Raw genomic sequence first — 26,423 nt, forward strand, 5'->3', positions numbered from 1 at the left:
AGGGAACGCGGCTTACTTCATCGCCCCCGTAAGCATGCCTCCCACATAGTACTTCTGGAGCAGGACATAGATAACGATGCACGGGACGATCGTCACCGCGACGCCCGCCTGCAGTGCCCCCCAGTCCAAGGTCCCGAAAGTGCCGCTGGAGAGCACGTTCAAGGCCACCGGAAGGGTGTACTTGGACTGGTCTGTCATGAGGATCAGCGCGGCGAAGAACTCGTTCCACGAGGCGAAAAAGGTGAACAGCGCGGTGCTGATCACCCCCGGAATGGCCACTGGGAGCAGCACCCGGACCATGGCACGCAGCACGCTGCACCCGTCCACCAGGGCAGCTTCCTCAATGCTCGCCGGCAGCGCTGCGAAGGAATTCCTCATCAGGAAGATACCGAATGGCAGGTTAAAGGTGGTGTACACCAGCATGAGGCCCAGGAGGTTGTTGGTCAGGCCGATCTGGTGCAGCACCAGGTACAGCGGAGTGATGACCGCCTGGAAAGGGATCATGAAGGTGGCGAGGGTAGCGAAAAACAGCAGGTTGCTGCCGCGGAAGCGCAGTTTGGCGAAGCCGTAGCCGGCCAGCGTGCTCAATACGATCGTCAGGAGCGTTGCGCCAACTGAGACGAGGACGCTGTTGCCTAACTGCTGGACGAAGCCCGCACCGCCGTTCTCGTTGCCGAATAGCTTCGCGAAGTTCCCCCACGAGAAGGAACCCGGGAAAAGCGTGGGCGGCGCGGCAGCAGCCTCGGCAGGGGACTTGATCGACTGTGAGAGAACTACCCAGAACGGGTAGAGGAACAGGGCCGCGAGGCTGAGGTTGATAATCCACCAGGCCGTGCGCGGCACCGGGCGGAGTCTGGACTGCAGTGAAGTCATGGAGGGGTCCGTTTCCGATGGATTGGACTAGTTGTGGTCCGAGTTGCGGAGGATGAGCATCTGGATGGCGCTGACGACCGCGAGCACGATCATCAGCAGGGCAGAGAGCGCGGCGCCATAGCCGAGCTGGAAACCCTGGAAGGACACCCGGTAGATGTGGTACACCGCGGTGATGGTCTGGTTCGCCGGGCCGCCGCTGGTCATGATGTAGAACTGGTCGAAGGCCAGCAGTGAGCCGGCTACCGAAAAGACGAGCACCAGCGCGAGGGTGGGCCGCAGCAGCGGCAGGATGATGTAGCGGAACACCTGTGTTCGGCTTGCACCATCGATCCTGGCCGCTTCCTCGAGCTCCACGGGGATGGACTGCAAGCCCGAGTTCAGCAGCAGCATCTGCATGCCGGCAACCTTCCAGACCACCATGGCGCACACGATGCCCAGCGCTCCGGCGAAGCTTCCGAACCAGTTGTCCGAGTGCGAGGCCAGCCCGCCGCGGGTAAGCAGGTCCAGCAGGGGCCCGATGTTGGGCTGGGCCATGAAGAGCCACAGGTAACCGGCGGCGGCGAAGCCGACCACCACCGGCAGGAAATAGATGGACTGGAAGATTCTGGAAGCTTTGCCCGGACGCCGGATCAGCAGCGCCAGCGCGATCCCGATGACCAGCAGCAGGGGAGTCATGATCACGGTGTAGAGGAGGGTGAACCCGGCTGCCCGCAGGAAGTCCTGGTCCTGGAACGCCGTCGCGTAGTTGCCCAGGCCGATGAAGCTGATCTTGCCCAGCAGCGGCCAGCGGTTCAGGGACATCCACAGCATCAGGACCACGGGCAGGAAGAAGAAGACGGTGAGGAGGATCAGCGCGGGGGCGACCACCAACGCGCCGAGCCTGCTGCGCGAGGTGGTGAGGGTCCGCCGGCTCCGTGGCGGACGTAGGGGCGCCGTTGGGCGTTGGGGCTTGCCGGGGCGCGTTGTCAGGGTGGTGTGGTGTGCCAAAGTAGGTCTCCTTGAGGACGAGGCGGGTGCTGCCGCGGGTCCGCGGCAGCACCCGTGGATGTCAGGGTCCGGTCTGGATGATCTGCTGGGCGGCCTGCTGCGCCTTTTGCTGCGCGGCCTGGATGTCGCCGCCGAAGACGGCCTCGTTGATCATGGTTGCCCATGGTCCGTTGTTGTCATTGAACAGCTTGTTTTCCACGACGCTGTATGGCGTCTTGCCGGTCTCCAGCGCCTTGCTGAAGATCTCGTTGCGCGGGTCTGCCGAGGCGTAGACGCTCTTTACGAGGTCAGTCCTGACCGGGACGATGGAGTTCTTCGCCAGCAGGGTCTGGGCCTCGTCGCCGGTGGCCCACTTTACGAAGTCCCATGCGGCAGGCTTGTTCTTTGACCCGGTGGTGACCGCGATGTTGTCGCCGCCCGCGAAGGAAGCTGAGCCGCCGTTCTCTCCCGGGATGGGGGCGATGCCGTAGTCAACCTTCTTGTCCGTGTTCAGCGTCTGCGTGAAGAAGGCGCCGAGCACCACCATGCCCACTTTTCCAGCCTGGAACAGGGCCGGCTGGGCGGTGCCCGAGTCGGTCTTCGCCGCCTCCGGCATCACGCCGGCGTCGTGCATCTGCTTGTAGAACGTCAGCGCCTTGGTGACCTCGGGAGAGTCCAGCTTCGCGGTCTTGCCGTCGTCGGAGAGTACGTCGCCGCCGCTGGCCCAGACGCTGGGGGTGAACTCGAAGATGTTGCAGCCGCCGCACTGGCCGGCCATCGTGAAGCCGTAGGTGTCGGGGCCCAGGGCGCGGATCTTCTTGGCGGCGTTGAGGATCTCCTCGTAGTTTGCCGGCGGTTTGGCAGGGTCAAGGCCGGCCTTCTGGAAGAGATCCTTGTTGTAGAACAGCACGGATGCTTCGGCCGTGAAGGGCAGGGCGTAGGTCTTGTCCTCCCACGTGGAGAGGCGCGCGTGCGACGGGCTGAGCTTGTCCTTGTACGGCAGTTTCGAGGCGTCGTCGGTGATGTCCTGGAGGACCCCGGTGGAGGCGAAGTAGGGCAGGTAGACCAGGTCGATGGAAGCCACGTCCGGGCCCGACCCGCCAGCGGTTGCCGTGCCGAATTTCTGCACGAAGTTTCCGCTGGGCACGATGGTGACCTGGACCTGCGCCTTGTGGGACTTGTTGTACGCGTCCGCGAGCAGATCCATGAACCCCTTCTGTGAATCGCGGGCCCACAGCGTGATGGTCCCGCTCGGCTCCCCGGAGGAGGCCTGCAGGGAGTCGGAGCCGGAGGAACTGCCACAACCGGTGGCCGTGAGGGTGAGGGATGCCGCCAGCGCCAGTGCTGCAGCGAGTTTTGTGCGTTTCATATGCCGTTTCCTCTTCATAGGGATGGGTGGGAGGTGCAACTAGGCGAGGGGGATCCAGACCCGCATGGCGGCCGGCCCACGGTTGGCCCAGCGGAAATACGGGATGGCAGTCAGTTCGACGGGCCGCTGTTCCGCGGCTTCCGTTCCGGAGGTGCGGTAGAGCGCCTGCTCCGACTGGGGACGGGCGACGCCTGCGGCTTTGAGCACGGTGCGCACCCCGGGGATGCCCTCCGCCGCTGCAATTTCCACCGGCGCGGCCGCGTCGACCGCAAGGTCTTCCAGCACGACGCCGTCCGCCTGGTCATGCTGCTCGAGGCAGTAGACCACGGGCCCACGGACCAGGGCGACCGTGCCGCGCACAGCATCGACGCGGGGATGAGCGCTAACAATTTGGACAGGCATCGGCAGTGTCAGCAAGACGATGGTGCTCCCTTCCCAGTCGCGGCTGAGCCGGAGGTAGCCGGATGCATCAGTCACTGCCTCGATGGGCTTTCCGCCGATGGTCACCTCCGGGTCCTTGCACCACGAAGGGATGCGCACGGAGAGCGTCCACTCGCCGGCAGGAGCCGTGACCTCGATGCTGGCCTTTTCGTCCCAGGGATATTCGGTGGTTGTGGCAACAGTTACTTCGCCGCCGAAAGGTTCACCTGAGGCGCGGATCTCACCGTCGTGCAGCAGCTGGAGCTGAAGGCCGGACTCATCCTGCGTGGCTACGTAATGGTGCAGGGATGCCACGAGGCGTGCGAGGTTCGGCGGGCAGCAGGCGCATGCATACCAGGACAGGCGTTCCGACGGCGCGTCCTCGGTGGAGCCGTCATGGCCGGTGCGCAGCTGCAGCGGGTTGGAGTAGAAGAAGCTGTTGCCTTCAACGGAGGTGGAAGCGGCGATACCGTTGTAGAGGGCCCGCTCCATCTCGTCGGCGTATTTGCTGTTGCCGGTTGCCAGCAGCAGCCGCCAGCTGAAGTGCAGGCTCGCGATGGAGGCACACGTTTCGGCGTAGGCACGGTCCGGCGGCAGCTCGAAGGCGTCGCCGAATGCCTCGTCCCGGTGCCGGGATCCGAGCGCCCCGGTGAGGTAGGCCTTCTGGGTGAAAATGTTCTCCCACAGCGATTCCGCGGCCTCCAGCAGGGATACGTCCCCGTTTTCGAGGTAGGCATCGGCCACTCCGGTGGAGAGGTAGACCTGGCGCACTGCGTGACCTGTTGCCTCGTGGGCCGCCTTGCGGATGGGAAGGTGGTCCTGGAAATACTGGCGGCCGAACCTGTCGTCGGGGAGGATGCCGTGCCCGCGCAGTTCCAGCTGCCGGACGGCCGTTTCAAGGTAGCGCTTGTCGCCGGTCAGGCGGTAGAGCTCCACCATTGCGGTTTCCACTTCCGGGTGCCCGTCGATCTTTTCGGCGCCGCCGGGGCCGAAGTTCTCCACGATGCAGTCGGCGACGCGGCGGGCCACCTCGACGACGGCTCCGTTGCCTGTGGTGCGGGCCACGGCAACTGCCGCCTGCAGCAGGTGGCCGGCGGTGTACAGCTCGTGGCTCCACTGCAGCTTGTCCCAGCGCTTCCCGGGCTCAACGCCCTGGACCCAGGTGTTCAGGTAGCCGTCCGGCTCCTGCACCTTGGCCAGCAGCTCGCCCATGGACGCCACATACTCTTCCCACCGCGGATCCGCCTGCCTGCCGGCCTCCCAGCCCACAGCCTCCAGCGTCTTGTACAGGTCCGAGTCCTGGAACCAGAATCCGCGGAACGCCGCGTCGCTCTCGCCGACCAGCCGCCGGAAGTTGTCGAGGGCGCCGCTGGATTCCAGATTGTCGATGCAATGCGGAATGGTGGAGGTCCGGTTGAGCTCCTGCCAGCTGCCCAGATGTCCCTCTGGGCGCAGCTGCACGGAATCGAAGGCCAGCGGGCGCAGCGCGTAGTGTCCGGACGTCGTCGCCCCGACGGGCCCCGCTGCGGTCCCGCCGCCGGTACCCTGCCCTGCGGACGGTGCTGGACTGTGGTGAACAGATGTCATCAATGACCTCTTCCAAAGTGTGAATCGGAGGGAGACGGGACAGAATCCGGAAAAGCCGGAAAAGGAAAATCAGGAAATCGTCTTCCGAGGCCCAACCCTAAGTGACCTGCGTCTCACCTGTCAACGGCTTCTGCTAGGCTTTATGCGGGCGGAAAAGCGACTTTTCGGCTCTATGAGGAATTGGTCCGGCGGTGAAAGGGGGACTTGTGACGGAAAATAGTTTCCGTTCTTCCGGCATCGCGGCTGTAGCCGCGCGGGCGGGAGTATCGACCGGAACGGTGTCAAAGGCGCTGAACGGGACGGGCCAACTGCGGGAATCGACCCGGCTGCGGGTACGCGCCGCCGCGGAGGAGGTGGGCTGGCTGCCGAACGGTGCCGCCCGGAGCATCCGCAGTGGCAGGACCTACACCGTGGGGGTTATCACCACCGACAGTTATGGACGCTTCAGCATCCCCATCCTGCGCGGCGTCGAGGACGCCCTGGGCCTGGGCGAGATGCTTTGCTTCCTTTGTGACAGCAGGGACGATCCCATCCGGGAACAGCACTACGTGCGTACATTGCTGGCGCGGCAGGTGGACGGAATCATCGTCGTGGGCCGCAAAGTGGATCCGCGGCCGCCGCTCGGTGAAAACCTGCCAGTGCCGGTAGTCTATGCGTTCGCGCCGTCGAAGGACCCGGGGGACTGCTCCGTCACGGGGGACGAGCGGGGTGGTGCCCGCCGTGCCGTTGACCACCTCGTTAAGACCGGGCGACGCCGGATTGCCCATATCACGGGCTTGGAAAACCACGCGTCGGCGGTCCTGCGGGCGGACGGTTTCCTCGCTGCAATGGCCGACCAGGGACTGGAGCCGGTAGGGGATGTCTGGTACGGCAGTTGGACGGAGGAATGGGGCCACAACGGGGTCCGCGCGTTGTTGGCCAGCCACTCCGACGTCGATGCGATTTTCTGCGGCAGCGACCAGATCGCTCGTGGCGCCGCCTACGAACTTGAGCGGCATGGCTTGTCGATCCCCGACGACGTGGCACTGATCGGCGTGGACAACTGGTCCCCGTTCACCGATGGGTACAGACCGCATCTGTCCAGTATCGACCTGAACCTCTCCACTATTGGCAGGCGGGCGGGCGAGGCCCTGCTGTCAGCGCTCGACGGCATACCCCTTCCGGGCGTACATATCGTGGATTGTGACCTTATCGTCCGTGAGTCCTCCGGTCCGCGGGGGTGACCCGCCGGCAAACGGTTGGCAGCGCCTGCGGCTATGGCCGCGGTTCCGGGGGCCGCCGGTGCCTGTGGTGGAGCTCGTAGTGGTCGAACACATCGGAGGACGTGCTTCCCACGTGGCCGAACTTCCCGCGCAGCACTTCGGCCAGGTCGTCCAGCGCGGCGTAGAGCATCCGCCCGGCAAACCGGAGTTCGGGGTTGTCGCTGTCCTGCGCATCCGAGGCCAGGTGGTGGGCGTAGGCGATGGTGGCGGGAAGGGAACCCCGTTGCTCCACCTCATGGAAGTAATAGGTCTCGTGGAAGGACAGGAGATCGATGCTCACGGACGCCACGTTCTCCGCCATGGATTCCAGCAGTCCTGCTGCATGCCGTGCATCAAGTGAGGCGATGCCGGACGGACCCGCCGCTTCCCGGAACAGGTTCAACTGGTGGGCGAGTGCGCGCCGGCGGCTCAGCGCCGGGTAGGTCTGCAGGATCCACGAGACCGTGGCGGTCAGCAGGCCGAAACCGGCTACAGCCTGGAACGCCATCACCAGCCGCAGCAGCGGGTGCGTGGCCACGATCTCACCGAATCCAGCGGTGGAGAGGGCCACCAGCGAGATGTACAGGGCCTCCGCAAAGTCGGCCTGCCGGGGCACGTCGGCCGAGTAGGTGAACCCGTTCGACAAATGCGGGAGGTACAGCAGCGCCCAGCCCACGGCGGCCAGCGCCGCCCAGGCAGCGATGACAGCCGCCATGGCCAGCGGGGCTGCGATGGACGAGGCCCCGCCCCTGAGTTTCCTGGACAGCAGCCAGAACCCGCGCATGATGGTCCGGCCCACCGGGCCCGAGCCGTGCGGATACAGCAGGGTATGGAAGACGTCGGCGACCATCAGCAGAATCAGCGCGGCACCAATCACCGTCAGGAGCGCGTCCTCGAAGTTCATGCCTCATCTTAAGTGCGCGGGCTGCCCAACCGGGGACCGGACAAGGCATAGAGGTTCGACGGCGGAACACGGCGTGGGAGCGAGGGGCCACTGGTTAGGCTGGCGCCATGGACTTTCGACTTCGCCAAGCGACACCGGAGGACGCCGAGGCGGTGGTGCTCATGCAGACTCTGGCCCATGAGGAGTGCTACCCGCATCTGCTCTCTGCGGAATTCTTCCGCCGCCGCAGGGCCAGCATCCCCGAGCGGGTGGAACGCCGGCGGCCATTCCTGGCCACTGACGAGCCGCGGATCCTCGCGCTGGACGGCGACAACCAACTGGTGGGCTTCGCGGACGCCGGCCCGGGGCGCGACGACGACGGCCCCGAAGCCGTGGAGCTCTACTCGATCTACACCCTCCGGCGGACCTACGGAACGGGCCTTGGGGCAGCCCTGGTGAGCGCCGCCGTCGGCTCCGGCCCGGCCTACCTCTGGGTGGTGGAGAACAATCCCCGCGCCCTGGCCTTCTACCTGAAGCAGGGGTTCCGGCCGGACGGCAGGCGCAACACGCTTCCATCCGAGTGGGAGGGGCTGCCGGAGTTCCGGTTGGTCCGGCGCAGCAGCCAATAGTGTTCGACGGCGGCCCGTGGCCTGAGTGCAGCGCCCGCCTGAGTGCAGCGCGGGGCTTAGTGCGGAGTCAGTTCATAGCGCCCGGGCGAGCGCCCGGCCGGCGGTCAGGCCGGTGAAGAGACAGCCGCCCAGGAAGGTGCCTTCCAGCGCGTTGTAGCCGTGGGCGCCGCCGCCGCCGAATCCCGCTGCCTCGCCGGCGGCGTACAGCCCGGGAATGGGGGCGCCGTCCTGTCCGAGGGCCTGGCCGTCAAGGTTGGTCTGGATCCCGCCCAGCGTCTTCCGCGTGACAACGTGCAGCCGGACGGCGATCAGAGGGCCCGCGGCGGGGTCCAGGATCCGGTGCGGCTTGACGGTACGGAAGAGGCGGTCGCCCAGGTACCGGCGGCTGTTGCGGATACCCGCCACCTGGACATCCTTGGAGAAGGGGTTCCTGATCTCGGCGTCCCGCTCCTCGATCTGCCGCCTTATCAGCGCATGGTCCAGCAGCGGCTGGTCAGTCAGCCCGTTCATTCCGCGGACCAGGTCCGCCAGGTTGTCCGCCACCACAAAGTCCGCGCCGTGCTCCTTGAACGCCTCGATGGGACCGGACGCGCCGTGGCCCAGCCGGGTCTTCAGCAGCAGCTTGAGGTCCCGGTTGGTGATGTCCGGGTTCTGCTCGGAGCCGGAGAGGGCAAACTCCTTTTCGATGATGCGCTGGTTGAGGATGAACCAGGAATGGTCGTGCTGCTGGAGCTCCGGCGTTGTCCGGAGGAGGCGGAGGGTGCCCAGGGTGTCGTAGCCGGGCAGGCCGGGGGAGGGAAGGCGCCGGCCCAGGGCATCGAACCAGAGGGACGACGGGCCGGGCAGGATCCGGATGGCATGGTCCGGCCAGATGGGGTTCCAGTTCTGGATCCCTTCGGTGTAGTGCCACATCCGGTCACGGTTCACCAGCCGCACCCCGGCCCCGTCGGCGATGTCCAGCATCCGTCCGTCGACGTGCTGCGGCACGCCTGTGACCATTTTCCGCGGCGGCGTCCCCAGCCGCGCAGGCCACCAGCGCCGAACCTGCCCGTGGTTGCCGCCGATTCCGCCGGACGCGATCACCACGGCCTGGGCCCGGAGTTCGAAATCGGCAACAACATCCCGGTTTGAGGACACCCCGCGCGGGGAATCATCAGGCGCCAGCACCGCGCCCCGCACCCCGGTGACCGTGCCGCCGTCGAACGTTAAACCGTCCACCCGGTGCCGGAAGAAGAACCTGGCGCTGCCCGCCCCGGAGGCCGCCCGCGCCTTGTCCGCGACCGGCTCCGAAACCCCGGTGCCGGTCCCCCACGGGACGTGGAAGCGGGGGACCGAATTGCCGTGGCCGCCGGCCCTGCCGTCGCCGCGCTCGGCCCAGCCCACCAGCGGGGTGAACCGGATGCCCTGTTCCTGCAGCCACGCGCGCTTCTCACCGGCGGCGAACTCCACATAGGCACGGCCCCACTGCTGCGCCCACTCGTCCTCGGGGTGCGGGCCGGAAAGCCGGTCCCACCGGGCGGAACCCTGCCAGTCCTGCCACGCCAGGTCGAAGGAATCCTTCACGCCCAGGCGCCGCTGCATGGGGGTGTCCACCAGGAAGAGCCCGCCCAGGGACCAGAAGGCCTGCCCGCCCAGGTTGGCCGGGTTTTCCTGGTCCACGATGGCCACCCGCCTGCCCACACGGACCAGCTCATTGCTGGCCACCAGCCCGGCCAGGCCACCGCCGATGATGATGACGTCCGCGTCCAGGCCTGTCACCGGGCGTTGTCCCGGCTGCCGGCGGCACCGGAGCGGCCGGCGCTCCCGGCGGCACGAGCCAGCTTTTCGAACGAATCGCTCCACCCGTTCCGGTGCAGTTCCAGCCGCTCCTCCGTGAGGAACGGTCCCTGCGAGAGCACCACCCGGGTTCCGGTTCCGGTGCTGGCGAGGGAGAGGTCCACGACGGTCTCGGTGTCGTCCGGCGCCGGTTCCTCCCAGGCGAAGGTGTAGACCAGGCGCCAGGGCGGATCGATCTCCAGGAACTTTCCTGAGAGGTGGAACGGTTCGCCCTCCGGCGGGGCCATGCGGAACCGGTAGCGGCCGCCCGCCACCAGGTTGATGTCCACTTCGGGGATACTGAAGCCGTGCGGGCCCCACCACTCGGCAAGCCGGGCAGGTTCCGTCAGCAGCAGGAACGTTGTCTCCGGCGGGGACGGGACCGTGCACTCCAGGTTCAGGACCAGCGCGGCTGGTTGCTCACTCATCGTCCCACTCTGCCATCCGCCGCGGCGGGCGGAAAGCAAGGCGCTGCGTGTGCGTGCCCGATGGGCTGTGCAGGGCTGACAGGGGAGTGCCTCAGCCAACCAAGCCGCTCGCCGCGCAATTCCTGCCGCTCGGCGCGCCAATAGTACGTTTGCTGATGATTTGCATGATGATAGCCCAAGGCAAAGGGCCCGGGTTCAACAAGGCCTTTCGCCTCTGGATCGATCAGACATCGACGTCATCGACAAGCAAAGGGAATCAACCATGGGCTTCCTGGACCGTGACCACTCCATCGCCCCGCCGGGCTTCAACCGCTGGCTGGTCCCGCCCGCGGCGCTCGCCGTCCATCTGTGCATCGGCCAGGCCTACGCCACCAGCGTCTACAAGACGGCGCTGGTCAAGCACTTCGGGGCCAGCCTGACCGAGATCGGCGTCATCTTCTCCATCGCCATCGTGATGCTGGGCCTTTCCGCCGCTGTCATGGGCACCTGGGTGGACACCAACGGCCCGCGCAAGGCGATGTTCACCTCCGCGATGTTCTGGGCGGGCGGCTTCCTGATCGGCTCGGTGGGTATCTTCACCCACCAGCTGTGGCTCGTCTACCTCGGGTACGGCTTCGTGGGCGGCATCGGCCTGGGCATCGGCTACATCTCACCGGTGTCCACGCTGATCAAGTGGTTCCCGGACCGCCCCGGCCTGGCCACCGGCATGGCGATCATGGGCTTCGGCGGCGGCGCGCTGATCGCCAGCCCCGTGTCCCAGGCCCTGCTGAAGGCGTACGATCCGAACTCCGGCGCCCAGGGCTGGGTGGCCAGCGGCGATGCCGTGGGCAAGCTCTTCCTGACGCTCGCCGTCGTCTATCTTGCCTACATGCTGTTCGGCGCCTTCACCGTCCGGGTGCCCGCCGACGGGTGGCGGCCCGCAGGGTTCGACCCCGCCAAGGTCAAGGCGGCCAAGCTCGTCACCACGGAGAACGTGTCGGCGAAGAACGCCATCAAGACCCGGCAGTTCTGGCTGGTATGGGTAGCGCTGTTTTGCAACGTCACGGCCGGCATCGGCATCCTGGAGCAGGCGGCGCCCATGATCCAGGACTTCTTCCGGCAGTCCGACGGAAAGTCCCTGGTCAGTGCGAGCGTTGCTGCGGGCTTTGTGGGGCTGCTGTCCATCGGCAACATGTCGGGCCGCTTCGCCTGGTCCGCCACCTCCGACGTCACGGGGCGCAAGCGCATCTACATGGTGTACCTGGGCGTAGGTGCCGTGCTGTATACGGTGCTGGCGTTGGCCGGATCCACCGCCACCGCCCTTTACGTGGTGCTTGCCTTCGTCATCATCTCCTTCTACGGCGGCGGGTTTGCCACCGTCCCGGCGTACCTGCGGGACCTCTTCGGGACGTACCAGGTAGGCGCCATCCACGGCCGGCTGCTCACCGCCTGGTCCGCGGCCGGGGTGGCCGGGCCGCTGATCGTCAACAGCATCCTGGACGCGCAGGGCAAGCCCGGGCAGCTGAATGCCGCGTCCTACCAGCCCGCGCTGCTGACCATGGTGGCCCTGCTGGTCATCGGGTTCGTGGCCAACCTGCTGGTCAAGCCCGTCGACGCACGGTTCCACGAACGCCGCCCCGAGCGGCACGAATCTTCCCTGGAGGCATGAAATGAGCAGCACAGCACACAACCACGGCGCGCACCAGCCGGTCCGCCGGTCCACCGGCAGGCTGGTACTGGCTTGGGTTTTGGTGGGGATCCCGCTGGCCTTTGGGGTCTTCCAAACGCTGACCCAGGTGGCGGCGCTGTTCGGGTAGCCGCCCGGGCTGGGCCAGCGTTGGGCCGTGCGTCACAGTGGCCCAGTTTTGGTCGGCAAGCGACGGCAGCCGCCCGCGATACTCAGGGTTTCATCATGAAAACTGGGCCACTCTGGGCGCGCATCACGCCAGGCGTCAGGCCGTGGCAGGGTTGGTGAGCCGGCTGCGCAGCACCGTTGCGGTCAGCCACGTGACCACGCTGCAGGCTGCGGCTCCCCACAGGATGTCCGTCACGGCCACCAGGGCAGTGAAATCCTTCAGCACAGCGAACCCGGTCAGCGCCCATGTGGCGTAGGTGAAGAACCCAAAGAGAGCAGCGCCGCCCACCCGCTGCCGCAGGCTGATGCCGGGGGTGTTGGGCCGGACGCCGTAGTGCACCATCCCCGCCACGAAGATGACATAGAAGAGGACAGCGCCGGGCAGATTGGCCCTGGGCGCCAGCAGGTGGCCGATCTGGCTCTGGTACAGCGGGTTGGCCACCAGCAGGATCCACACCACATCCAGCACCGCGAATATCAGTGCGCTGACAACGTACGTGATCAGCCAGTTTCTGGTGCGGGGGCCCATGCTTTGACTCCTTGTGTCGGTGACGGTTGCAGAAGCTGTTCGGCGCCGTGGCAAGGGATGGACTGGTCAAACGTGCGGGCCACCCATACAAGCCCCCCGCCGCTCCGAAGACCAAGTGGCAGGCGCCGTGCGTTGTGGAGAATGAAGGTGGCCGCATGATCGTTGGGACCGGCCGTGCAGCAGAGCGCGGCGGGCCAGGGGAAAGGAACGTGTCCGTGAACGAAAAGAGCCGCAAGGCACTCATCAGCACCGTAATTGCCGTGGTGGTGGCGGTTCTCATTGCCTTGGCCGGCAGCCAGGGCGGCTCCCGGATTGGCGGGTTCCCGGTGTTCGCGCTGGGGGTTGCCATCGCGTTCGTGATCCAGTGGCTGGTGTTCATCCCGTCCTACAAGGCGCAGACGGAAAAGTTCTACGACCTTACCGGCGCCCTGACCTACATCTCCATCACGGTGTTCCTGGTCCTGGCCTCCCCGGGCGTGGACGCGCGGGGAGGGGTGCTGGCGGCCATGGTGGTGCTGTGGGCCGCGCGGCTGGGCAGTTTCCTGTTTATGCGGATCAGCAAGCACGGCAAGGACGACCGCTTCGATGAGCTCAAGCCGGACTTCTTCCGTTTCCTGAACACCTGGACCATCCAGGGCCTGTGGGTGGTACTCACCGCGGCGCTGGCCTGGGTGGCCATCACGTCCGACCAGAAGGTGGGCCTGGACGGGTTCTTCTGGGTGGGCCTGCTGGTATGGGCCGCAGGGATCGCCATCGAGACCGTGGCTGACCTCCAGAAGACCCGCTTCAAGGACGACCCCGCCAACAAGGGCCGCTTCATCAGCACCGGACTGTGGTCCAGGTCCCGCCACCCCAACTACTTCGGCGAGATCACGCTGTGGGTGGGCGTGGCCATCATCGCCCTGCCCGTCCTGCAGGGCTGGCAGTGGGCGGCCCTAATCTCCCCGGTTTTCGTGGCCCTGCTGCTGATCAAGGGCAGCGGCGTGCCGCCCCTGGAGAAGAAGGCGGACCAGAAGTGGGGCGGCCAGGCGGACTATGAGGAGTACAAGAAGAACACGCCCGTGCTGGTACCCAAGCTCAAATAGGGGCTTTGGGCAGGACGTACGACGGCGGCACCCGGGCTGGGTGCCGCCGTCGCGGCTTGGAAGGGCGGTTCGGTCCAAGCAAGTAGCCCCTAACCTCCGATCCGAGTACCCCCTTACCCGTGCCCGGCGGCGGGTGGCAACGTAGTCTCGAAAGACAGTGCGGTTATGCAGAGGCCTCTTGCGCTGCACGTTGCTGGGGACGTGGGGTTCTACTCCGGGGAGCGACATTGTCAAAGCATAGGAATTTCAACAGGGGTCTACCGGGCAGCGGAGGCAGGCCTCCCTGGCTCAACAGGCCGAAGGACATGAAACCCGGGGCGGTGCTGACGGTGCTCCTGCTTGCGGCCGAGGGCGGCATGGTCATGGTGCCGGTTGCCGCGACAGCCGCTGGCGCGCAATTGCCCGCTGCCACAAACTGTTCGGCCACCCTGCTCCCGGGCATCGGCGGCCAAGGCAGCAACGCAGTGGCGTCGAGCAGCAACGGCCTGGTGGTAGGCCTCGCCGATACTGCCTCCGGAGGATCCGCGCCGGTGCTCTGGCGCGATGGCCAGCCCACCCAGTTGGCGATTCCACTCGATGCCGCAGTCCCCACCTCCGTAAACAAGGACGGAGTAGTCGTCGGCACGGGATATGACACGGCCAATGAGGTCCTGGTCGGCTGGTGGTGGCAGAACGGTGTCTATCACACCCTTCCCGTCAACCCTGGTGACATCGCGCTCCCGTCGATGGTCTCGGACAGCGGCGTCGTGGTCGGTGCGCTGATCAACGACGAGGAGCACTCGGACGGCCCGGGCGCGGATGACGACGAGCGTCCCGCTGTCTGGTCCACGCTGACCACGGCACCCCGGGCGCTCACCCTGCCCGCCGGTGCACAAGGTGGGCATGCTTTCGCGATCGGTCCGGACGGCACGATCGGCGGGGTGGCCCTCGACAGCGGCGGCACGCCGGTCCTGTGGTCGCCGGCCGGTACCCCGACGTCCCTTCCAACCCTTAGCGGGCGCGGCGGCGTGGTCCTTGCCATCGACTCGGCCGGGCAGGCGATCGGCCAGAGCGCCGTCAATGAGGGAACCCACGCTGCCACCTGGGACAAGTCCGGCTCCGTCAGCGATGCAGGCGCGGCAGCCGGCCCCTCCTCGAGTGCGGCATCGGGCGTTCCGGGCATCGCGGTGGGAACCGGCAGTTCGTCGTCCTTCCGCGGGGACCGCCCCCAAGCGGTGATGTGGATCGGCAAGAGCGCACGGATCCTGCCGCCAGGCTCTGACGGCCAGTTCACCGGAGTGTCCGGGGCGGCCACGTCGGCCTCACGGCAGGCCGGCCCCACCGTTATCACCGGGTACTCCGCCGCAGCCAACGGGCTGCGCCGCGCTACTGTTTGGAGCTGCAAGTGAACGCCCGCAGGCGCATGCGCCACCCACTGCGCTTGGCGCTGGCAGTCCTTCTCGGCACTGCCCTCGTCCTTGCGAATGTCTCCTTCCTTGCTACATCGTGGAACCCGCAGGCCACCGCGGCCACCACCGTGAGCCTGGGGTTCGCCGGTGACACCGGCGGCAACACGAACACCGGCAAGGTGATCGATGCGGCACGCAACGCCGGGACCTCCGCCATGTTCAACCTCGGCGACCTGTCCTACTCCCAGATCACCCCGGAGTCTGCCTGGTGTTCATTCGTCAAGCAGCATGCCGGGACCATGCCCTATGAGTTCATCACCGGGAACCACGAGGACGACGGGCCCGACGGCGTCTGGTCCAACTTCGCCTCGTGCCTGCCGGACAAGCTCGGCGCGGTGGGGAATTACGCCCAGCAGTTCTACACGGACTATCCGGCAACCAGCCCCCTGGTCCGGCTGATCATGGTGTCCCCGAAGCTGACGTACAGCGGAAGCGGCCTTGACTGGTCCTACAAGTCCGGGACGCAGGGCTACAAATTCGTGACGTCGGCCATCGACTCGGCCCGTGCTGCCGGGATCCCCTTCATCATCGTTGGCATGCACATGTACTGCCTGTCGATGGTGAACTATCCCTGTGCCGCCAGTCCTGACCTGATGAACATGCTGGTGTCCAAGAAGGTGGATCTGTACCTGCAGGCCCACGACCATGCCTACGCTCGCAGCTACCCGCTGGCGCTCAAGGGCAGCTGCACGTCCATCCCCGTCACCAGCTTCAATCCCGACTGTGTGGCCGACACCGATCCGACGGGGCAGTTCGCCGCCGGTACCGGGACCATCCTGGCCACAGTTGGTTCGGGCGGCAGGTCGCTCAACAGTGAGAGCAACACGACGACGGCTCCGTACTTCCAGCGGTTCATGGGCAGCAACAACAATCCAACGTATGGCTTCCTGAAGGTGTCGGTGACCAGCACCACCCTGAGCGGGTCATTCGTCGGCGCCTCGGGCGGGACGTTCACCGACAATTTCTCGGTCACCCGGCCTGCCCCTTCACCAAGCCCGACGCCGACAGCGACTGCGACTGCGACAGCTACAGCTACAGCTACAGCGACTGCTACGGGCACGCCAACGCCTACCCCGACACCAACCGCAACTGACACGGCAACGGCCACGCCGACGCCCACGACGACGACGCCCCCGGCGACAGCCGTCTCGGTCCGGTCGACGGCCACGGGATCGGGTGAACTGACGGCGGCCGGGTCCTATACGCCCTCCCTGCCGGCAGGCTGGCAGCCTGGCGACACGGTATTCCTGTACTCGCAGGTAACCGTGTCCGGGTCCGCGAACACCACCGCTCCGGCGGGGTGGACGCGGGCAGTGGGCGATTTCACCAGCGCCAGCTCCGCCTCGGCGCACCAGGCAGTCTGGTACCGGGTGATGCAGTCTGGTGACACCGCGCCGAGCGTACCTGAGCCCGCCTCCCGGTATGCCTGGTCCACTGTTGCCGTCCAGGGCGCAAACACCACAACGCCGCTGGACGTCACACCCACCACGGACACCAACAGCGGGGTGGCCTACCCGGATGTCCGGGCGCCGTCCATCACGCCGTCAACACCGGGGTCGCTGTTGTTGACCGCCCACGGCGTCAGGAACGGCACCAACTCGGCCACCACGTCCTTTACGCCACCGGCAGGGACCACCGAGCTGGGTGATGCCACCTCCAATATCGCGGCCAAGTCGAACGCGGCCATTGAGGTCAACGCCCTTCCGCTGACCGATACGTCCGCCACCGGCACGAAGGCCGCCACGGCATCCTCAAGCCTGGGCACGCTCATCAACCAGTGCGGCTCGGCCATCGTGGTGCGGCCGGCGGGTCCGTGAGCGGGAGCCAATGATGATGCAGCGGAAGCCTACGTAGCCGTCTCCGGAGGGCTTTCGACGGCGGCACCCGGCCCGGGTGCCGCCGTCGCCGTGTCTGCGCCGTACTTGTGCACGCCTGTCCGGCCCAGCAGGGCGACGCCGAGGGTGAGGAGTGCGGTCAGCAGGACCCCGAGCCCCAGGTGGAGCTGCACGAACCCGGCGCCCACCGCTGCGCCGGCCATGATGAGCCCGATCGCCGCGAGCCGCCGTCCCCAGAACGGGTGCGTGCCGGCGCCAAAGCGGGAGTCGGCCGCCAGGCCCGTGATGGTGGAAGTGACCACCACGGTGGGGACATCCTTGACGTTGAGATGCCGCGCGGTGGCGGCCTGCACACCCATGGTCACCGCCAGGGTGCCGGTGATGGCAACGGTCAGGGCTTCATTGTGCCTGGGGTGCACGCCGCTGAGGAGGAGGGTGGCCACAACAGCCATCACAGCGCTGACGCCCACCAGCAGCCCGGTGGTGCGGCGGTTCCACCCTGACGTGGTGGGCCGCAGCGCCCGGCCGGAGATGACGGCGCCGGTCATGAATCCCGTGAGCGCCACGATGGGGCCAAGGATCGGGAGGTTGTCCCCGCCCAGCAGCGCCATGCCCAGGATCACCACGTTGCCGGTCATGTTCGCCGTGAACACCCGGTCCAGGCCCAGATAACCGACGGCGTCGAGCACCCCGGTGGAAAACGTGAGGACCAGCATGAGCACCAGGTGCAGCCTGGCCGGATGGGTGGGGAGGAAGCGGGCGGGCATGCGCATACCTTTCGGCAGTCCTGGTGGCGGGACGCGGATTGTGCCCAGCAGGGGCGACTGTTCCAGTATGCGCCGGGGCCTTGCCGGCCGGGGAAACGCGGGAAGAGGGAGCAGCTCCAGCTTCACGTCCTTGCCCGAAACAATGCCCGCGCCAGGCACGCGCTGGACGGCCGCCGTCGTCCTTTCCGCGTTGTTGGCGCTCTTCACTCCAGGCCTGCCGGCGGTTGCTGCCGACGGCAGCACGGTCGCCGTCAATGCAGCCGATGTGCTGGAGACCCTCCCGGTCAAGGGCCGGGCGCCGAAGACGGGGTACGAGCGGTCGCTGTTCGGGCCAACGTGGGCGGACGTGGACCAGAACGGCTGCGATACCCGGAACGACATCCTGCGGCGGGACCTGACCGAGGTCACCTACACCACCAGCGTCCCCTGCACGGTCAAGACCGGAGTGCTGGCGGACCCGTACACCGGAACGGTCATCAACTTCGTCCGCGGCACCACCACCAGCAGCGCCGTGCAGATCGACCACGTGGTGGCGCTCAGTGACGCCTGGCAGAAGGGCGCGCGGCAGCTGACCACCGAGCAGCGGACGGCGTTCGCGAATGATCCGCTGAACCTGCAGGCAACGGACGGCCCCACCAACCAGCAAAAGGGCGACGGCGACGCGGCCACCTGGTTGCCGCCGGCCAAGGCCTTCCGATGTGAGTATGTGGCACGGCAGGTGTCGGTGAAGGCGCGGTACAGCCTGTGGGTGACGCAGGCGGAGCACGACGCGATGGCCGGCGTCCTGGGAAGCTGCCCCGGCCAGCCCGCACCGGCGACTGTGGCGCCCGCCGCCGCTACGACTGTTGTGTACTACGCGAACTGCGCCGAGGCGGTGGCTGCCGGAGCCGCGCCGCTGTATGCCGGCACTGCCGGCTACCGGGCCGGGCTGGACGGCGACGGCGACGGGGTGGCCTGCGAAGGGTAGCCGCGGGCTTAGCGCCCGGGGAAGGAAGCGGGCCCCGTTTCCGGTGGCCTGCCGTTTTGCATACCGGCCCCCGCAATGAGCGCGCCGGCAACCAGGAGGACCAGCGGCGTCTGGAAGACAGAGCCCAGGATGGACAGCCCTGAATCCGCGATGGGCCTGGACGCCGCGACGAGGCATGCCACGTCCATCGCCAGGGCCACCACATAGCCGGCGACGAAACAGACCACCGCCGCGCGAGGCCTGTAGTTCCTGGTGGCGGCCCGCACCGCGGCGTCGTAGACCCGGTACTTGAGTCCGATGAAAAGGGGAGTGAACGTCAGGATGTTCAGGACATCCACTTCTTCCGGAAATTTGAAGAGAGGAACGTTTGCGTTGCCGTGGTAGACGCCGTCGGAGAAGAACCACAGGGCGCCCACGTGGATCAAAATCAGCAGGACCGAGACCAGTCCGTACCGCAGCCACGCCCCGCGCCTGGTCATTCCCATCGCCATGGACCAGTATGGCATCGGCCGTAAAGGGATTTTCAAGGAATCTGCGGCAAACTTGAGACTGCTCCCACGAACGAAAGCAGACCCAATTGATTACCCTCCAGCAGGATGCAGACGGCTTCATCCGGATGAACCGGCACTACCCGGCCAGCGTCCGGATCCGGATCGCTTTCAAAGACGGCACTACGGGTGAGTTCTCCGGCCGCACCCTGAACAACGCCTACGACGCCGCGCTCGCGGAATTCCGCGCCAAAAACGGGCTGGATGCGCGCGGCTACTCCCGGACCACCGCGGGCCGGATCAACTCCGGCAACAGCGTCGACTACGTTCCCGTCCACCCCGGGATGGGGGAGTAGCGGGACGCCATGGCCGATGACGGAGCACCCGCGGCCCTCTTTGACCGCGCCGTTGTGATCTTCAATCCGGGCAGGGCCGGGATGGACGCGCGGATCGAGGCGTTGCATCAGGACCTGGCCGCAGACCTGCCGGGCCTGCCGGTTGAGCTGCTGCCCACGGAGTATGCGGGGCACGCCCGCGTGCTTGCGCGGACCGAGGCTGGGCGGGGTGCACCACTCATCGTGTCCGTCAGCGGCGACGGCGGGTACAACGAGGTGGTCAACGGCGTGATGGACGTTTCCGGCAGCAAAGCGGTGTGCACCGTGATTCCTGCAGGCAACGCCAACGACCATTATCGGAGCCTGCCCGCCCGGACCCTCAGCCAGGCAATCCGGGAGAAAGCGGTCCGGCCCATCGACCTGCTGCGCGTCACGTTCCGCAGCGGCGGCCGGGAGGAGGTCCTGTACGCGCATTCCTACGTGGGTTTCGGGCTGACGCCCTTGATGGCCATCGGCATCGAAAAGGGCGGCAAGGGAAAAGTCCTGGAACTGGTGTCCGTTGCCCGCACGCTCCGGAACCTGAGGCCGTTCGAGCTCGTGCGGGATGACGGCGCCACCGCCAGGTTCGACAGCCTGATCCTGGCCAACATCTCGCGGATGGCGAAGTACGGAACGGTCAGTGAGTCGCACTATCCGGACGACGGCCGGTTCGAGGTAGTGACCCTGCCCCACGCCGGGCTGATGAAGATGGCGCTGATGACGCTCCGCGCCGTGACGCTGGGACTGGGGGAGCAGCCCAGCGTCACCAGCTATGCCTTTTCCACGCGGAATGCTGTGCCGTGCCAGATCGACGGCGAGGTGGTCCATATCCAGGCAGGAACGCATGTCCTGGTGGAAAGCGCCAAGGGTGCCCTGGCCACTCTGTGACCGTTCGCCGCAGGACTGCGTCCGTGCCGTACAGGCCGGAAGTGGTTACGGCTGGACGGAGTCGAAGAAGGTGTAACCGGTGTCCGGCTGTCCGTTCGCTGCCTCATGTGATTTCATCCGGATGAAGTCCATGTCCTGCTGGGACAGCGTGGTCTCGCCGTGGACGTCGTCGTTGGCCGCTTCGCCATTGGCCGCACTGATTTCCGCGGAGAGCGTCCGCGGGAGGATCATGCACCCCGGGTTTTCCAGCAGCCACTGCGTTACAGCGGAGGGAAGCTGGTTCCAGTGGTCGCGGATGCGCAGATCTGTCATGGTGTGCCTTTCGTGGCAGTTGCCGGATGCGAGTCGAAGAGAGTGTCGGCTGCTGCCCGGCGGAGGGACCCAAGGGACGTACTGTCGGAGACAGGATGTCCAGTCACGGGTGTCCCGGGTACGTTGAGTGTACGCCCAATAGCGGGCTCCAACGTGCCGGAAGCCCTGGCATTTTCTGGCTGCCAGCGGGGCTGCCATCCGATGCCCGGTCAGGGGCGTTCCATGGTGACCGTACCGGCGTCGCCATCCACGGCGATCCGCTGCCCGCTGCTGAGCCGCTGCGTCGCCACCCCGGTGCCCAGGACCGCCGGGATGCCATACTCGCGGGCCACGATGGAGCTGTGGCTCAGCGGGCCGCCCACGTCGGTCACCACGGCGGACGCCATGGCGAACAGCGGAGTCCACGCGGGAGTAGTAATGCGGGCCACCAGCACCTCGCCGGGCCGCATCTGGCCGAAATCCCCGGGTCCGCGCAGGACGCGCGCCGGTGCGGTGACCTTGCCGGAACTGGCGCCGGCGCCCTTGATTACGTCGCCGGCCTGGTGCTGGGAGCCTGCCGGCATCCACGACCCGAAAGACCGTTCCATCCACTTGCTCTCGGGAAGCATCTGCGGTGCATTCGCCTTCGCCTGGCCCCGCCACAGCATCCGGCGATCCTCGACGGCGGCGGCCCGGACGGGACGGGCAGCTCCGGCAATCACCACGGCGGCCGGAGCCCCGGGCTCGGCGAGACCGAATTCGACGGCGCTCCGCAGCTCCTGGTGCCGGAGCCAGAACACGTCATCCGGCGCCGCGACCACGTGGGAGTCCACCAGGCGCCGGCCGAGTTCCAGCAGCATGCGCCGCATCAGCGGCCACGCCAGCCCGACGTCGGCCAGCGCGTCTTCGCGTGCGGGTGCCGTTTCCTGGGCCCACTTCAGCAGCCGGTGGAACAGGGCCCGGCGCCGCGGCCCCAGCCGGGCGGCCATCTCCCGGGTCAGTTCCTCCCGGCGTTCGGTGAGCTGCCGCTGCCGCTCGTGCGGGTCCGTGCCCTGCCCGCGCAGGTAGAACTTCACCGTCTCCAGCTGGGCGGACGGGTCGTCGGCCGGCACCGGGGTGGCGAAGTCCAGGTTGTAGACGGCATGCCCGTACAGGTCCAGGTGCTCCTTGAAGGCAAGCCGCCATTCCTGCCACAGGACGTCGTCCACCCCCTCCGGCGCGGCACCGGTGCGCTGGCACCCGGCGAGCTCCGCCGTCGGCCGCTCCAGCAAAGCCGCTGCCAGCGCCGGATCGCTGCGCGCCCAGCCCGCCAGATCGTAGAGGGACTTTTCCGCCCGGATGGGTTCGCTGTCGAAGCCCAGCAGGAACGCTTGGGCCGGGGGATCGCCGTGGCGCCGGACGGCCCTGCCATAGAACGTCCGGAACGAGATCTCGCTCATGGCGGCGAGCGGAATGATGGACTGCACGGCCGTGTAGTACACGGTTCCGGCGTCCAGGAGGGCCTGCACCCCCTCCAGCAACTGCCCGCCGGTGAGCTCCGAAGGGGGTTTCACGGACCAGTCCTTGATCACCCGTTCGTAGCCCGGGTGCGAATAGTCGCGCCACCCGGCGATGCCCATATGCGCCGTGCCGCGGAACAGCGCCCCCATCGCCGGCACCGTCCGGCCCGTCATCCGCAGCATGGCCCGGTTGCGGTAGTAGTAATAGGCGTAGCCGTTGATGGTGGGGAACCGCACCTCGCCCTCGCGCAGGGAGTTGATGCCCAGCGCCTGGTTCATCAGGGCGGACAGCGAGCGGGACACCGAGCCGTCAATGAGGTCGGCGAAGAGCGGGGAGAGCGGGTCCGGCATCTGCTCCACGATGCTCGCCCGGAAGTAGAGCCCGTTGGGATAGGGCACGGGCCAGGTCTCGGGGACCTCGGCCGCGGGTTCGGCCAGTGCGGTGATGGGCCGGGACTGCAGCAGGAAGAACCGGCCGCCGGCCCGCGCCCATTCGACGTCCTGCGGTGCCCCGAAGTGGTCCGCGATCCGCTGGCCGTAGCGGGCCAGTTCCGCAGCTGCCGCGTCATCCAGGACAGGCGCACGACGGCGGGCTTCCGCCACCGGCTGCTCCCGGGTTCCGTTCTCCACGGGAACCGTCATGACCTCCTTGTCGGCTGTCTGCCGCGAGATGATCCTGCCGGTGGCGGACTCAACCACCAGGTCATCGGTGGTCACCGTTCCGCTGACCACGGCCTCGCCCAGGCCCCATGCGGCGCTGATCGCCGTCTGGTCGCGCCGGCCGTTGGCGGGGTTGGCGGTGAACATGACGCCGGCGGCGCCGGCTTCCACCATCTGCTGGACGACGACGGCGAGCCGCACCTGCCCGGGCTGCACACCTTCGCGGGCGCGGTAGGCCATGGCGCGCGCCGTCCAGAGGGAGGCCCAGCAGTCGGTCACGGCTTGGGTCAGGGCGTCCTGGCCGCGGACGTTCAGGTAGGTTTCCTGCTGCCCGGCGAAACTGGCCGACGGGAGGTCCTCGGCGGTGGCGGAGGAACGCACCGACACGGACGTCCCGCTGCCCAGGCGTTGGTAGGCGCCCGCGAGTTCGGTTCTGATGGCCGGTGGCATGGTGCCTTTGCCGAACAGGGCCCGTAGCTGCCCGGAGGCGTGTTCGTAGTCCTCCGGCGAGGCGTCGGGTGGAAGGGAGGCCAGTTCCCGGATGGCCGCATCGAGGTTGTTCCCGGTGACGAATTCCGAGTAGGCGGCGGTGGTGAGGACGAACCCGGGCGGGACCGGCAGGCCGGCCTGGATGAGGCCGCCGAGGCCCACCGCCTTGCCGCCGGCTGTGCCGAGGTCGTCCCGGCCCACGTCGCCCAAGTCCTTGACATAGGTCATGACTGTGTCCCCCTGCCGCGCATCGCCGTCGGCCGTTTCAGACGGCACACCCGCCTGCGTCCCGGGAGCCGTCCTCCTGCAATTGACATGTTCCAGCCTGTGCCGCGGCGCCGGGACCCAGCTAGGGCCTAACGGCCTTCCGGAAGCGTCCGCATACCCCTAATCGCGGTGTTGCCACGGCGCCCGCCATTAGGTATCCCGGCGTATTGACTGCCTGTATCCGGAGGCATACTTTCGGCCTTGTCGGGGCCGGACATCCGTAATCCGCGGAACGTGGCGCCGTCGCATGCACATGCCAGGGAGGAAAGACCATGCCGAAGTATTTGTTTGAAGCAACGTACGTGGGCCAGGGGATCAAGGGGCTGATGCAGGAAGGCGGTACCAAGCGGCGTGATGCCCTGGCGGAGGCCTTGAAGTCCGTGGGCGGCTCGCTGGAGAGCTTCTACTATGCGTTTGGCTACTATGACGTCCTTGGCGTGTTCGAGGCGCCGGACGATGCAAGTGCCGCGGCACTGTCGCTGCTGATCAATTCGACCGGGAACGTCAACGTCCGTCTGAAGCCGCTCCTCACCGTGGAAGACCTGGACGAGGCCGCCAAGAAGACGCCGTCGTACCGGGCCCCGGGACAATAGGCGGGTTGCACTTTGGCAGTGGGCCGGCGTCGGGGAATTTACGACGGCGGCCCGCCGGCTTGGGCGTTCCAGCGTGCAGTGTGGGGCCTAGGGCAGGGCCGGATGGCCGAAGGAGGGACGCTGGCCGGAGCGGTAGGCGGAGTCGATGATGGGCTCGAGTTCGTCGAGCACGGTGTGGTTTCCGGGGAGAACCACATGGGCCAGGAATTCCGATTCAAGCGTGGCAATGCCGGCTGCCGCCGCCCCGAGTTTGGCGTCGATGGCCAGCGCCAGGGCATGCCAGGATTTGCGGTTGACGCGTTCCAGGACCTTGGCGTTCGCTTCGTGGAGCCGGCTGTCCGCGATGTCCCCGCGGATGGCCAGGGCACCTTCAGACTGCAGCAACTGCATGACGATCCGGAACTGCCTGCCGTCGCCCTTGAAGGCGACGGCGCCCAGGCTTCCCCGCTGGCTGAAGATGATGTCCGTTGCCCCGTAGTTCTCGAGCGCCTGCCTGATGTGTTTCCGGGAAACCTCGCTGCTGTAGGAGTCACCCCGGGTGTAAGGACCTGTCATCTTCTAACTATGCGCCCTTTTGGCGGCGTGCGCGTACGCGCACCACGGCAGGTGGGGCTATTCCGCGGTGCCAAAGACTTCTGCGACCAGCGGAGCGCCCACGGTGTGGACCGCAGTTAGGATCGGAGGATTGCCGCGGGGGTCGGCAATACGTTTGGGGGAACACCGTGATGCATCTGCCGCTCCGCCGTGCCGCAGGCGCGGCCCTTTCTGCCGGGACGGCACTGCTGGCCACCGCTTCGCTCATACTGGGATCCGCCGTCGTAGCCGCCCCCGCGTCCGCGGCCGATCCGAAGGTGATTGGCGCCGTCGGCCAGCCGCTGGGTATTGCGTCCGGCCCGGACGGCACGCTGTACGTCAGCGACTACAACTGGGGCGGCGGCGTCAACGTCTACAAGCCGGGGGAGACGGTGCCGTCCCGCACCATCACCACCGGGCACTTCCCCACCTCGCTGGCCGTAACGCCGGACGGGACGCTGTACGTGGCGCAGAGCAATGGTGCGCAGCCAGAAATCGGCGTGGTGGCGCCGGGCGCGGACGAAGTCTCGCTGGTAATGAAGGTTCCTGCCGGCACGCGGTGGCTGGCCGTGGGGCCGGAGGGATCGCTCTACGTGGTCAATTCGGACCAGAACTCGGTGTCGGTGGTGAAGCCGGGCGATGCGTGGGTGCAGCGGATCATCCAGGCCGGGCCGTATCCGGTGAAGGTCGCACTGGCCAAGGACGGGACGGCCTATGCCACCAACCAGCTGGCCGGCACCGTCACCGTGGTTCCGGCCGGTGCGCCGTGGCCGTCGCACACGATTGATGTGGGTGCCAGGGCCGAGCCGCACGGGATCGCCGCAGCGCCGGACGGGACCGTCTATGTGGCCAACATCCTCACCAACGATGTTGCGGTGATCGAGCCCGGGCGCACAACGGTGGAGCGGCGGATTCCCGTGGGCACTGCGCCGCAGGAGGTGCTGGCCGCTGCCGACGGGACCGTGTACGTGACCAACAGCCTGGACGACACCGTCTCTGTCATCCCCGCCGGGGCGGCGACTGCCGCGCATACCATCGCCACCGGGGACGATCCTGCCCGGATGGTGCAGCGGAGCGACGGGTCCGTGGTGGTGGTCAACAGGAAAGGCAGGTCACTGACCGTTCTCGACGGCGGACCGGCCACCGGAGCGGCGCCCACCACGGGTGGGGGAGAGCCGGCAGCAGCAGCCGACGGCGGCGCATCAGATGGTGCCGGGTCAGATGGTGCCGGGTCGGAAGGTGCCGGGTCAGATGGTGCCGTCATCGCCCAGGGATCCTTCGATGTGGCAGTTCCGGCCGTCGCCGCCGGAGCGGGCGCTTTGTTCCTGGGCGGCGCCGTCTTGCTTGTTGTGGTGCTGCGCCGCCGCCGGAAGGTCAGCGGGGCTGACGGCGCCGAGGTGTGGGCGCTGGACTAGCCCAAGCCCTCCGGCTGATGCGCCGGGCTGACAGCGTCCGGCTTCTGGTTGCTCTGCGCGTAGTACGACCTCAGGCCATGCTTCACGCCCAGCCGGATGATCCAATACAAAAGAGTTGCGCCAAGTGCCACAGGCACAACCATGACCGCCGCATTCAACAGCATCCAGGCAATATCCACAGTGTCCCCCAATGTGAGTTTCTCCAAGCCT

The 26,423-nt window shown here is 67.1% G+C and carries 26 protein-coding genes; 12 read left to right on the forward strand and 14 right to left on the reverse strand.

Annotated features, from left to right (window positions below; genetic code table 11):
- Positions 1-12: 12 nt before the first annotated feature.
- The 4 genes from ASG79_RS18755 to ASG79_RS18770 form a co-directional block, all read right to left on the reverse strand.
- Positions 13-873, reverse strand: a complete 861-nt coding sequence (locus tag ASG79_RS18755) for a carbohydrate ABC transporter permease (RefSeq protein ID WP_056393234.1) — start codon at positions 871-873, stop codon at positions 13-15.
- A gap of 27 nt (positions 874-900) precedes the next feature.
- Positions 901-1,860, reverse strand: a complete 960-nt coding sequence (locus tag ASG79_RS18760; RefSeq protein WP_223994064.1) for a carbohydrate ABC transporter permease — start codon at positions 1,858-1,860, stop codon at positions 901-903.
- A gap of 61 nt (positions 1,861-1,921) precedes the next feature.
- Positions 1,922-3,208, reverse strand: coding sequence for an ABC transporter substrate-binding protein (locus ASG79_RS18765; protein WP_056393237.1), 1,287 nt, complete (start codon positions 3,206-3,208; stop codon positions 1,922-1,924).
- 39 nt (positions 3,209-3,247) lie between these two features.
- Entirely contained in the window at positions 3,248-5,215 is a 1,968-nt protein-coding gene (locus ASG79_RS18770; protein ID WP_235509880.1) for a glycoside hydrolase family 127 protein, read from the reverse strand.
- Positions 5,216-5,421: 206 nt separating this feature from the next.
- Here ASG79_RS18770 and ASG79_RS18775 point away from each other — a divergent pair, with 206 nt between their 5' ends.
- On the forward strand, positions 5,422-6,438 hold the full coding sequence (locus tag ASG79_RS18775) for a LacI family DNA-binding transcriptional regulator (RefSeq protein WP_026265967.1): 1,017 nt from the start codon (positions 5,422-5,424) through the stop codon (positions 6,436-6,438).
- 31 nt (positions 6,439-6,469) lie between these two features.
- On the opposite strand, the gene ASG79_RS18780 is transcribed toward ASG79_RS18775, so the two are convergent.
- Complete coding sequence (locus ASG79_RS18780; RefSeq protein WP_056393239.1) at positions 6,470-7,360, reverse strand: potassium channel family protein; 891 nt, start codon at positions 7,358-7,360, stop codon at positions 6,470-6,472.
- 107 nt (positions 7,361-7,467) lie between these two features.
- On the opposite strand from ASG79_RS18780, the gene ASG79_RS18785 reads away from it, so the two are divergent.
- Entirely contained in the window at positions 7,468-7,968 is a 501-nt protein-coding gene (locus tag ASG79_RS18785) for a GNAT family N-acetyltransferase (RefSeq protein WP_056393241.1), read from the forward strand.
- A gap of 72 nt (positions 7,969-8,040) precedes the next feature.
- On the opposite strand, the gene ASG79_RS18790 is transcribed toward ASG79_RS18785, so the two are convergent.
- Positions 8,041-9,717, reverse strand: coding sequence for an FAD-binding dehydrogenase (locus tag ASG79_RS18790; RefSeq protein WP_056393562.1), 1,677 nt, complete (start codon positions 9,715-9,717; stop codon positions 8,041-8,043).
- Positions 9,718-9,722: 5 nt separating this feature from the next.
- Positions 9,723-10,211, reverse strand: coding sequence for an SRPBCC family protein (locus ASG79_RS18795; RefSeq protein WP_056393243.1), 489 nt, complete (start codon positions 10,209-10,211; stop codon positions 9,723-9,725).
- 262 nt (positions 10,212-10,473) lie between these two features.
- Between ASG79_RS18795 and ASG79_RS18800 the strand changes: the two genes are divergently transcribed.
- Together ASG79_RS18800 and ASG79_RS23900 are read left to right on the forward strand one after the other, a co-directional pair.
- A complete protein-coding gene (locus ASG79_RS18800) occupies positions 10,474-11,859 on the forward strand; it encodes an OFA family MFS transporter (RefSeq protein ID WP_018770536.1) in 1,386 nt (461 codons plus the stop codon).
- Between the two features lies 1 nt (position 11,860).
- Entirely contained in the window at positions 11,861-12,007 is a 147-nt protein-coding gene (locus ASG79_RS23900; RefSeq protein ID WP_018770535.1) for an MFS transporter small subunit, read from the forward strand.
- A 135-nt stretch (positions 12,008-12,142) separates the two neighbouring features.
- Here the strand turns inward: ASG79_RS23900 and ASG79_RS18805 are convergent, their stop codons facing one another.
- The gene (locus tag ASG79_RS18805) at positions 12,143-12,574 is read right to left on the reverse strand and encodes a DUF2177 family protein (protein WP_056393244.1); all 432 of its coding nucleotides are present in this window, start codon (positions 12,572-12,574) and stop codon (positions 12,143-12,145) included.
- 215 nt (positions 12,575-12,789) lie between these two features.
- On the opposite strand from ASG79_RS18805, the gene ASG79_RS18810 reads away from it, so the two are divergent.
- From ASG79_RS18810 to ASG79_RS23615, 3 genes are all read left to right on the forward strand, one after another.
- Positions 12,790-13,659, forward strand: a complete 870-nt coding sequence (locus tag ASG79_RS18810) for a DUF1295 domain-containing protein (RefSeq protein WP_056393565.1) — start codon at positions 12,790-12,792, stop codon at positions 13,657-13,659.
- A 305-nt stretch (positions 13,660-13,964) separates the two neighbouring features.
- Entirely contained in the window at positions 13,965-15,047 is a 1,083-nt protein-coding gene (locus ASG79_RS18815) for a hypothetical protein (RefSeq protein ID WP_056393247.1), read from the forward strand.
- Positions 15,044-16,924, forward strand: a complete 1,881-nt coding sequence (locus ASG79_RS23615; RefSeq protein ID WP_056393249.1) for a metallophosphoesterase — start codon at positions 15,044-15,046, stop codon at positions 16,922-16,924. Before ASG79_RS18815 ends, ASG79_RS23615 begins: the two co-directional genes overlap by 4 nt.
- Positions 16,925-16,953: 29 nt before the next feature.
- Here ASG79_RS23615 and ASG79_RS18825 read toward each other — a convergent pair whose 3' ends face one another.
- Entirely contained in the window at positions 16,954-17,709 is a 756-nt protein-coding gene (locus ASG79_RS18825) for a YoaK family protein (protein ID WP_056393567.1), read from the reverse strand.
- Positions 17,710-17,839: 130 nt separating this feature from the next.
- On the opposite strand from ASG79_RS18825, the gene ASG79_RS18830 reads away from it, so the two are divergent.
- Positions 17,840-18,676: a GmrSD restriction endonuclease domain-containing protein gene (locus tag ASG79_RS18830; RefSeq protein ID WP_321165897.1), complete on the forward strand. Its 837-nt coding sequence runs from the start codon at positions 17,840-17,842 to the stop codon at positions 18,674-18,676.
- Positions 18,677-18,684: 8 nt separating this feature from the next.
- Here ASG79_RS18830 and ASG79_RS18835 read toward each other — a convergent pair whose 3' ends face one another.
- Entirely contained in the window at positions 18,685-19,155 is a 471-nt protein-coding gene (locus ASG79_RS18835) for a hypothetical protein (protein WP_056393253.1), read from the reverse strand.
- Between the two features lie 98 nt (positions 19,156-19,253).
- On the opposite strand from ASG79_RS18835, the gene ASG79_RS18840 reads away from it, so the two are divergent.
- Both ASG79_RS18840 and ASG79_RS18845 read left to right on the forward strand, forming a co-directional pair.
- Entirely contained in the window at positions 19,254-19,520 is a 267-nt protein-coding gene (locus ASG79_RS18840) for a hypothetical protein (protein ID WP_056393255.1), read from the forward strand.
- A 9-nt stretch (positions 19,521-19,529) separates the two neighbouring features.
- Positions 19,530-20,426: a diacylglycerol/lipid kinase family protein gene (locus ASG79_RS18845; protein WP_056393257.1), complete on the forward strand. Its 897-nt coding sequence runs from the start codon at positions 19,530-19,532 to the stop codon at positions 20,424-20,426.
- A gap of 45 nt (positions 20,427-20,471) precedes the next feature.
- On the opposite strand, the gene ASG79_RS18850 is transcribed toward ASG79_RS18845, so the two are convergent.
- Together ASG79_RS18850 and ASG79_RS18855 are read right to left on the reverse strand one after the other, a co-directional pair.
- Complete coding sequence (locus ASG79_RS18850) at positions 20,472-20,738, reverse strand: hypothetical protein (protein ID WP_018770524.1); 267 nt, start codon at positions 20,736-20,738, stop codon at positions 20,472-20,474.
- Positions 20,739-20,947: 209 nt separating this feature from the next.
- Positions 20,948-23,641 (reverse strand): PEP/pyruvate-binding domain-containing protein, encoded by a 2,694-nt coding sequence (locus ASG79_RS18855; RefSeq protein ID WP_321165898.1) that lies wholly within the window; start codon positions 23,639-23,641, stop codon positions 20,948-20,950.
- A 263-nt stretch (positions 23,642-23,904) separates the two neighbouring features.
- Between ASG79_RS18855 and ASG79_RS18860 the strand changes: the two genes are divergently transcribed.
- Positions 23,905-24,225: a GYD domain-containing protein gene (locus ASG79_RS18860; RefSeq protein WP_018770522.1), complete on the forward strand. Its 321-nt coding sequence runs from the start codon at positions 23,905-23,907 to the stop codon at positions 24,223-24,225.
- Positions 24,226-24,312: 87 nt separating this feature from the next.
- Here the strand turns inward: ASG79_RS18860 and ASG79_RS18865 are convergent, their stop codons facing one another.
- Positions 24,313-24,780 carry a hypothetical protein gene (locus ASG79_RS18865; protein ID WP_018770521.1) on the reverse strand — a complete coding sequence of 156 codons (468 nt, stop codon included), beginning with the start codon at positions 24,778-24,780 and terminating at the stop codon, positions 24,313-24,315.
- 170 nt (positions 24,781-24,950) lie between these two features.
- Between ASG79_RS18865 and ASG79_RS18870 the strand changes: the two genes are divergently transcribed.
- A complete protein-coding gene (locus ASG79_RS18870) occupies positions 24,951-26,213 on the forward strand; it encodes a hypothetical protein (protein WP_056393259.1) in 1,263 nt (420 codons plus the stop codon).
- On the opposite strand, the gene ASG79_RS18875 is transcribed toward ASG79_RS18870, so the two are convergent.
- Positions 26,210-26,419 carry a hypothetical protein gene (locus ASG79_RS18875; RefSeq protein ID WP_162256831.1) on the reverse strand — a complete coding sequence of 70 codons (210 nt, stop codon included), beginning with the start codon at positions 26,417-26,419 and terminating at the stop codon, positions 26,210-26,212. The two genes, ASG79_RS18870 and ASG79_RS18875, sit on opposite strands and share 4 nt — an antisense overlap.
- Positions 26,420-26,423: the final 4 nt, after the last annotated feature.

Source organism: Arthrobacter sp. Soil761, from assembly GCF_001428325.1.
In the GTDB taxonomy this organism is placed as follows: domain Bacteria; phylum Actinomycetota; class Actinomycetes; order Actinomycetales; family Micrococcaceae; genus Arthrobacter.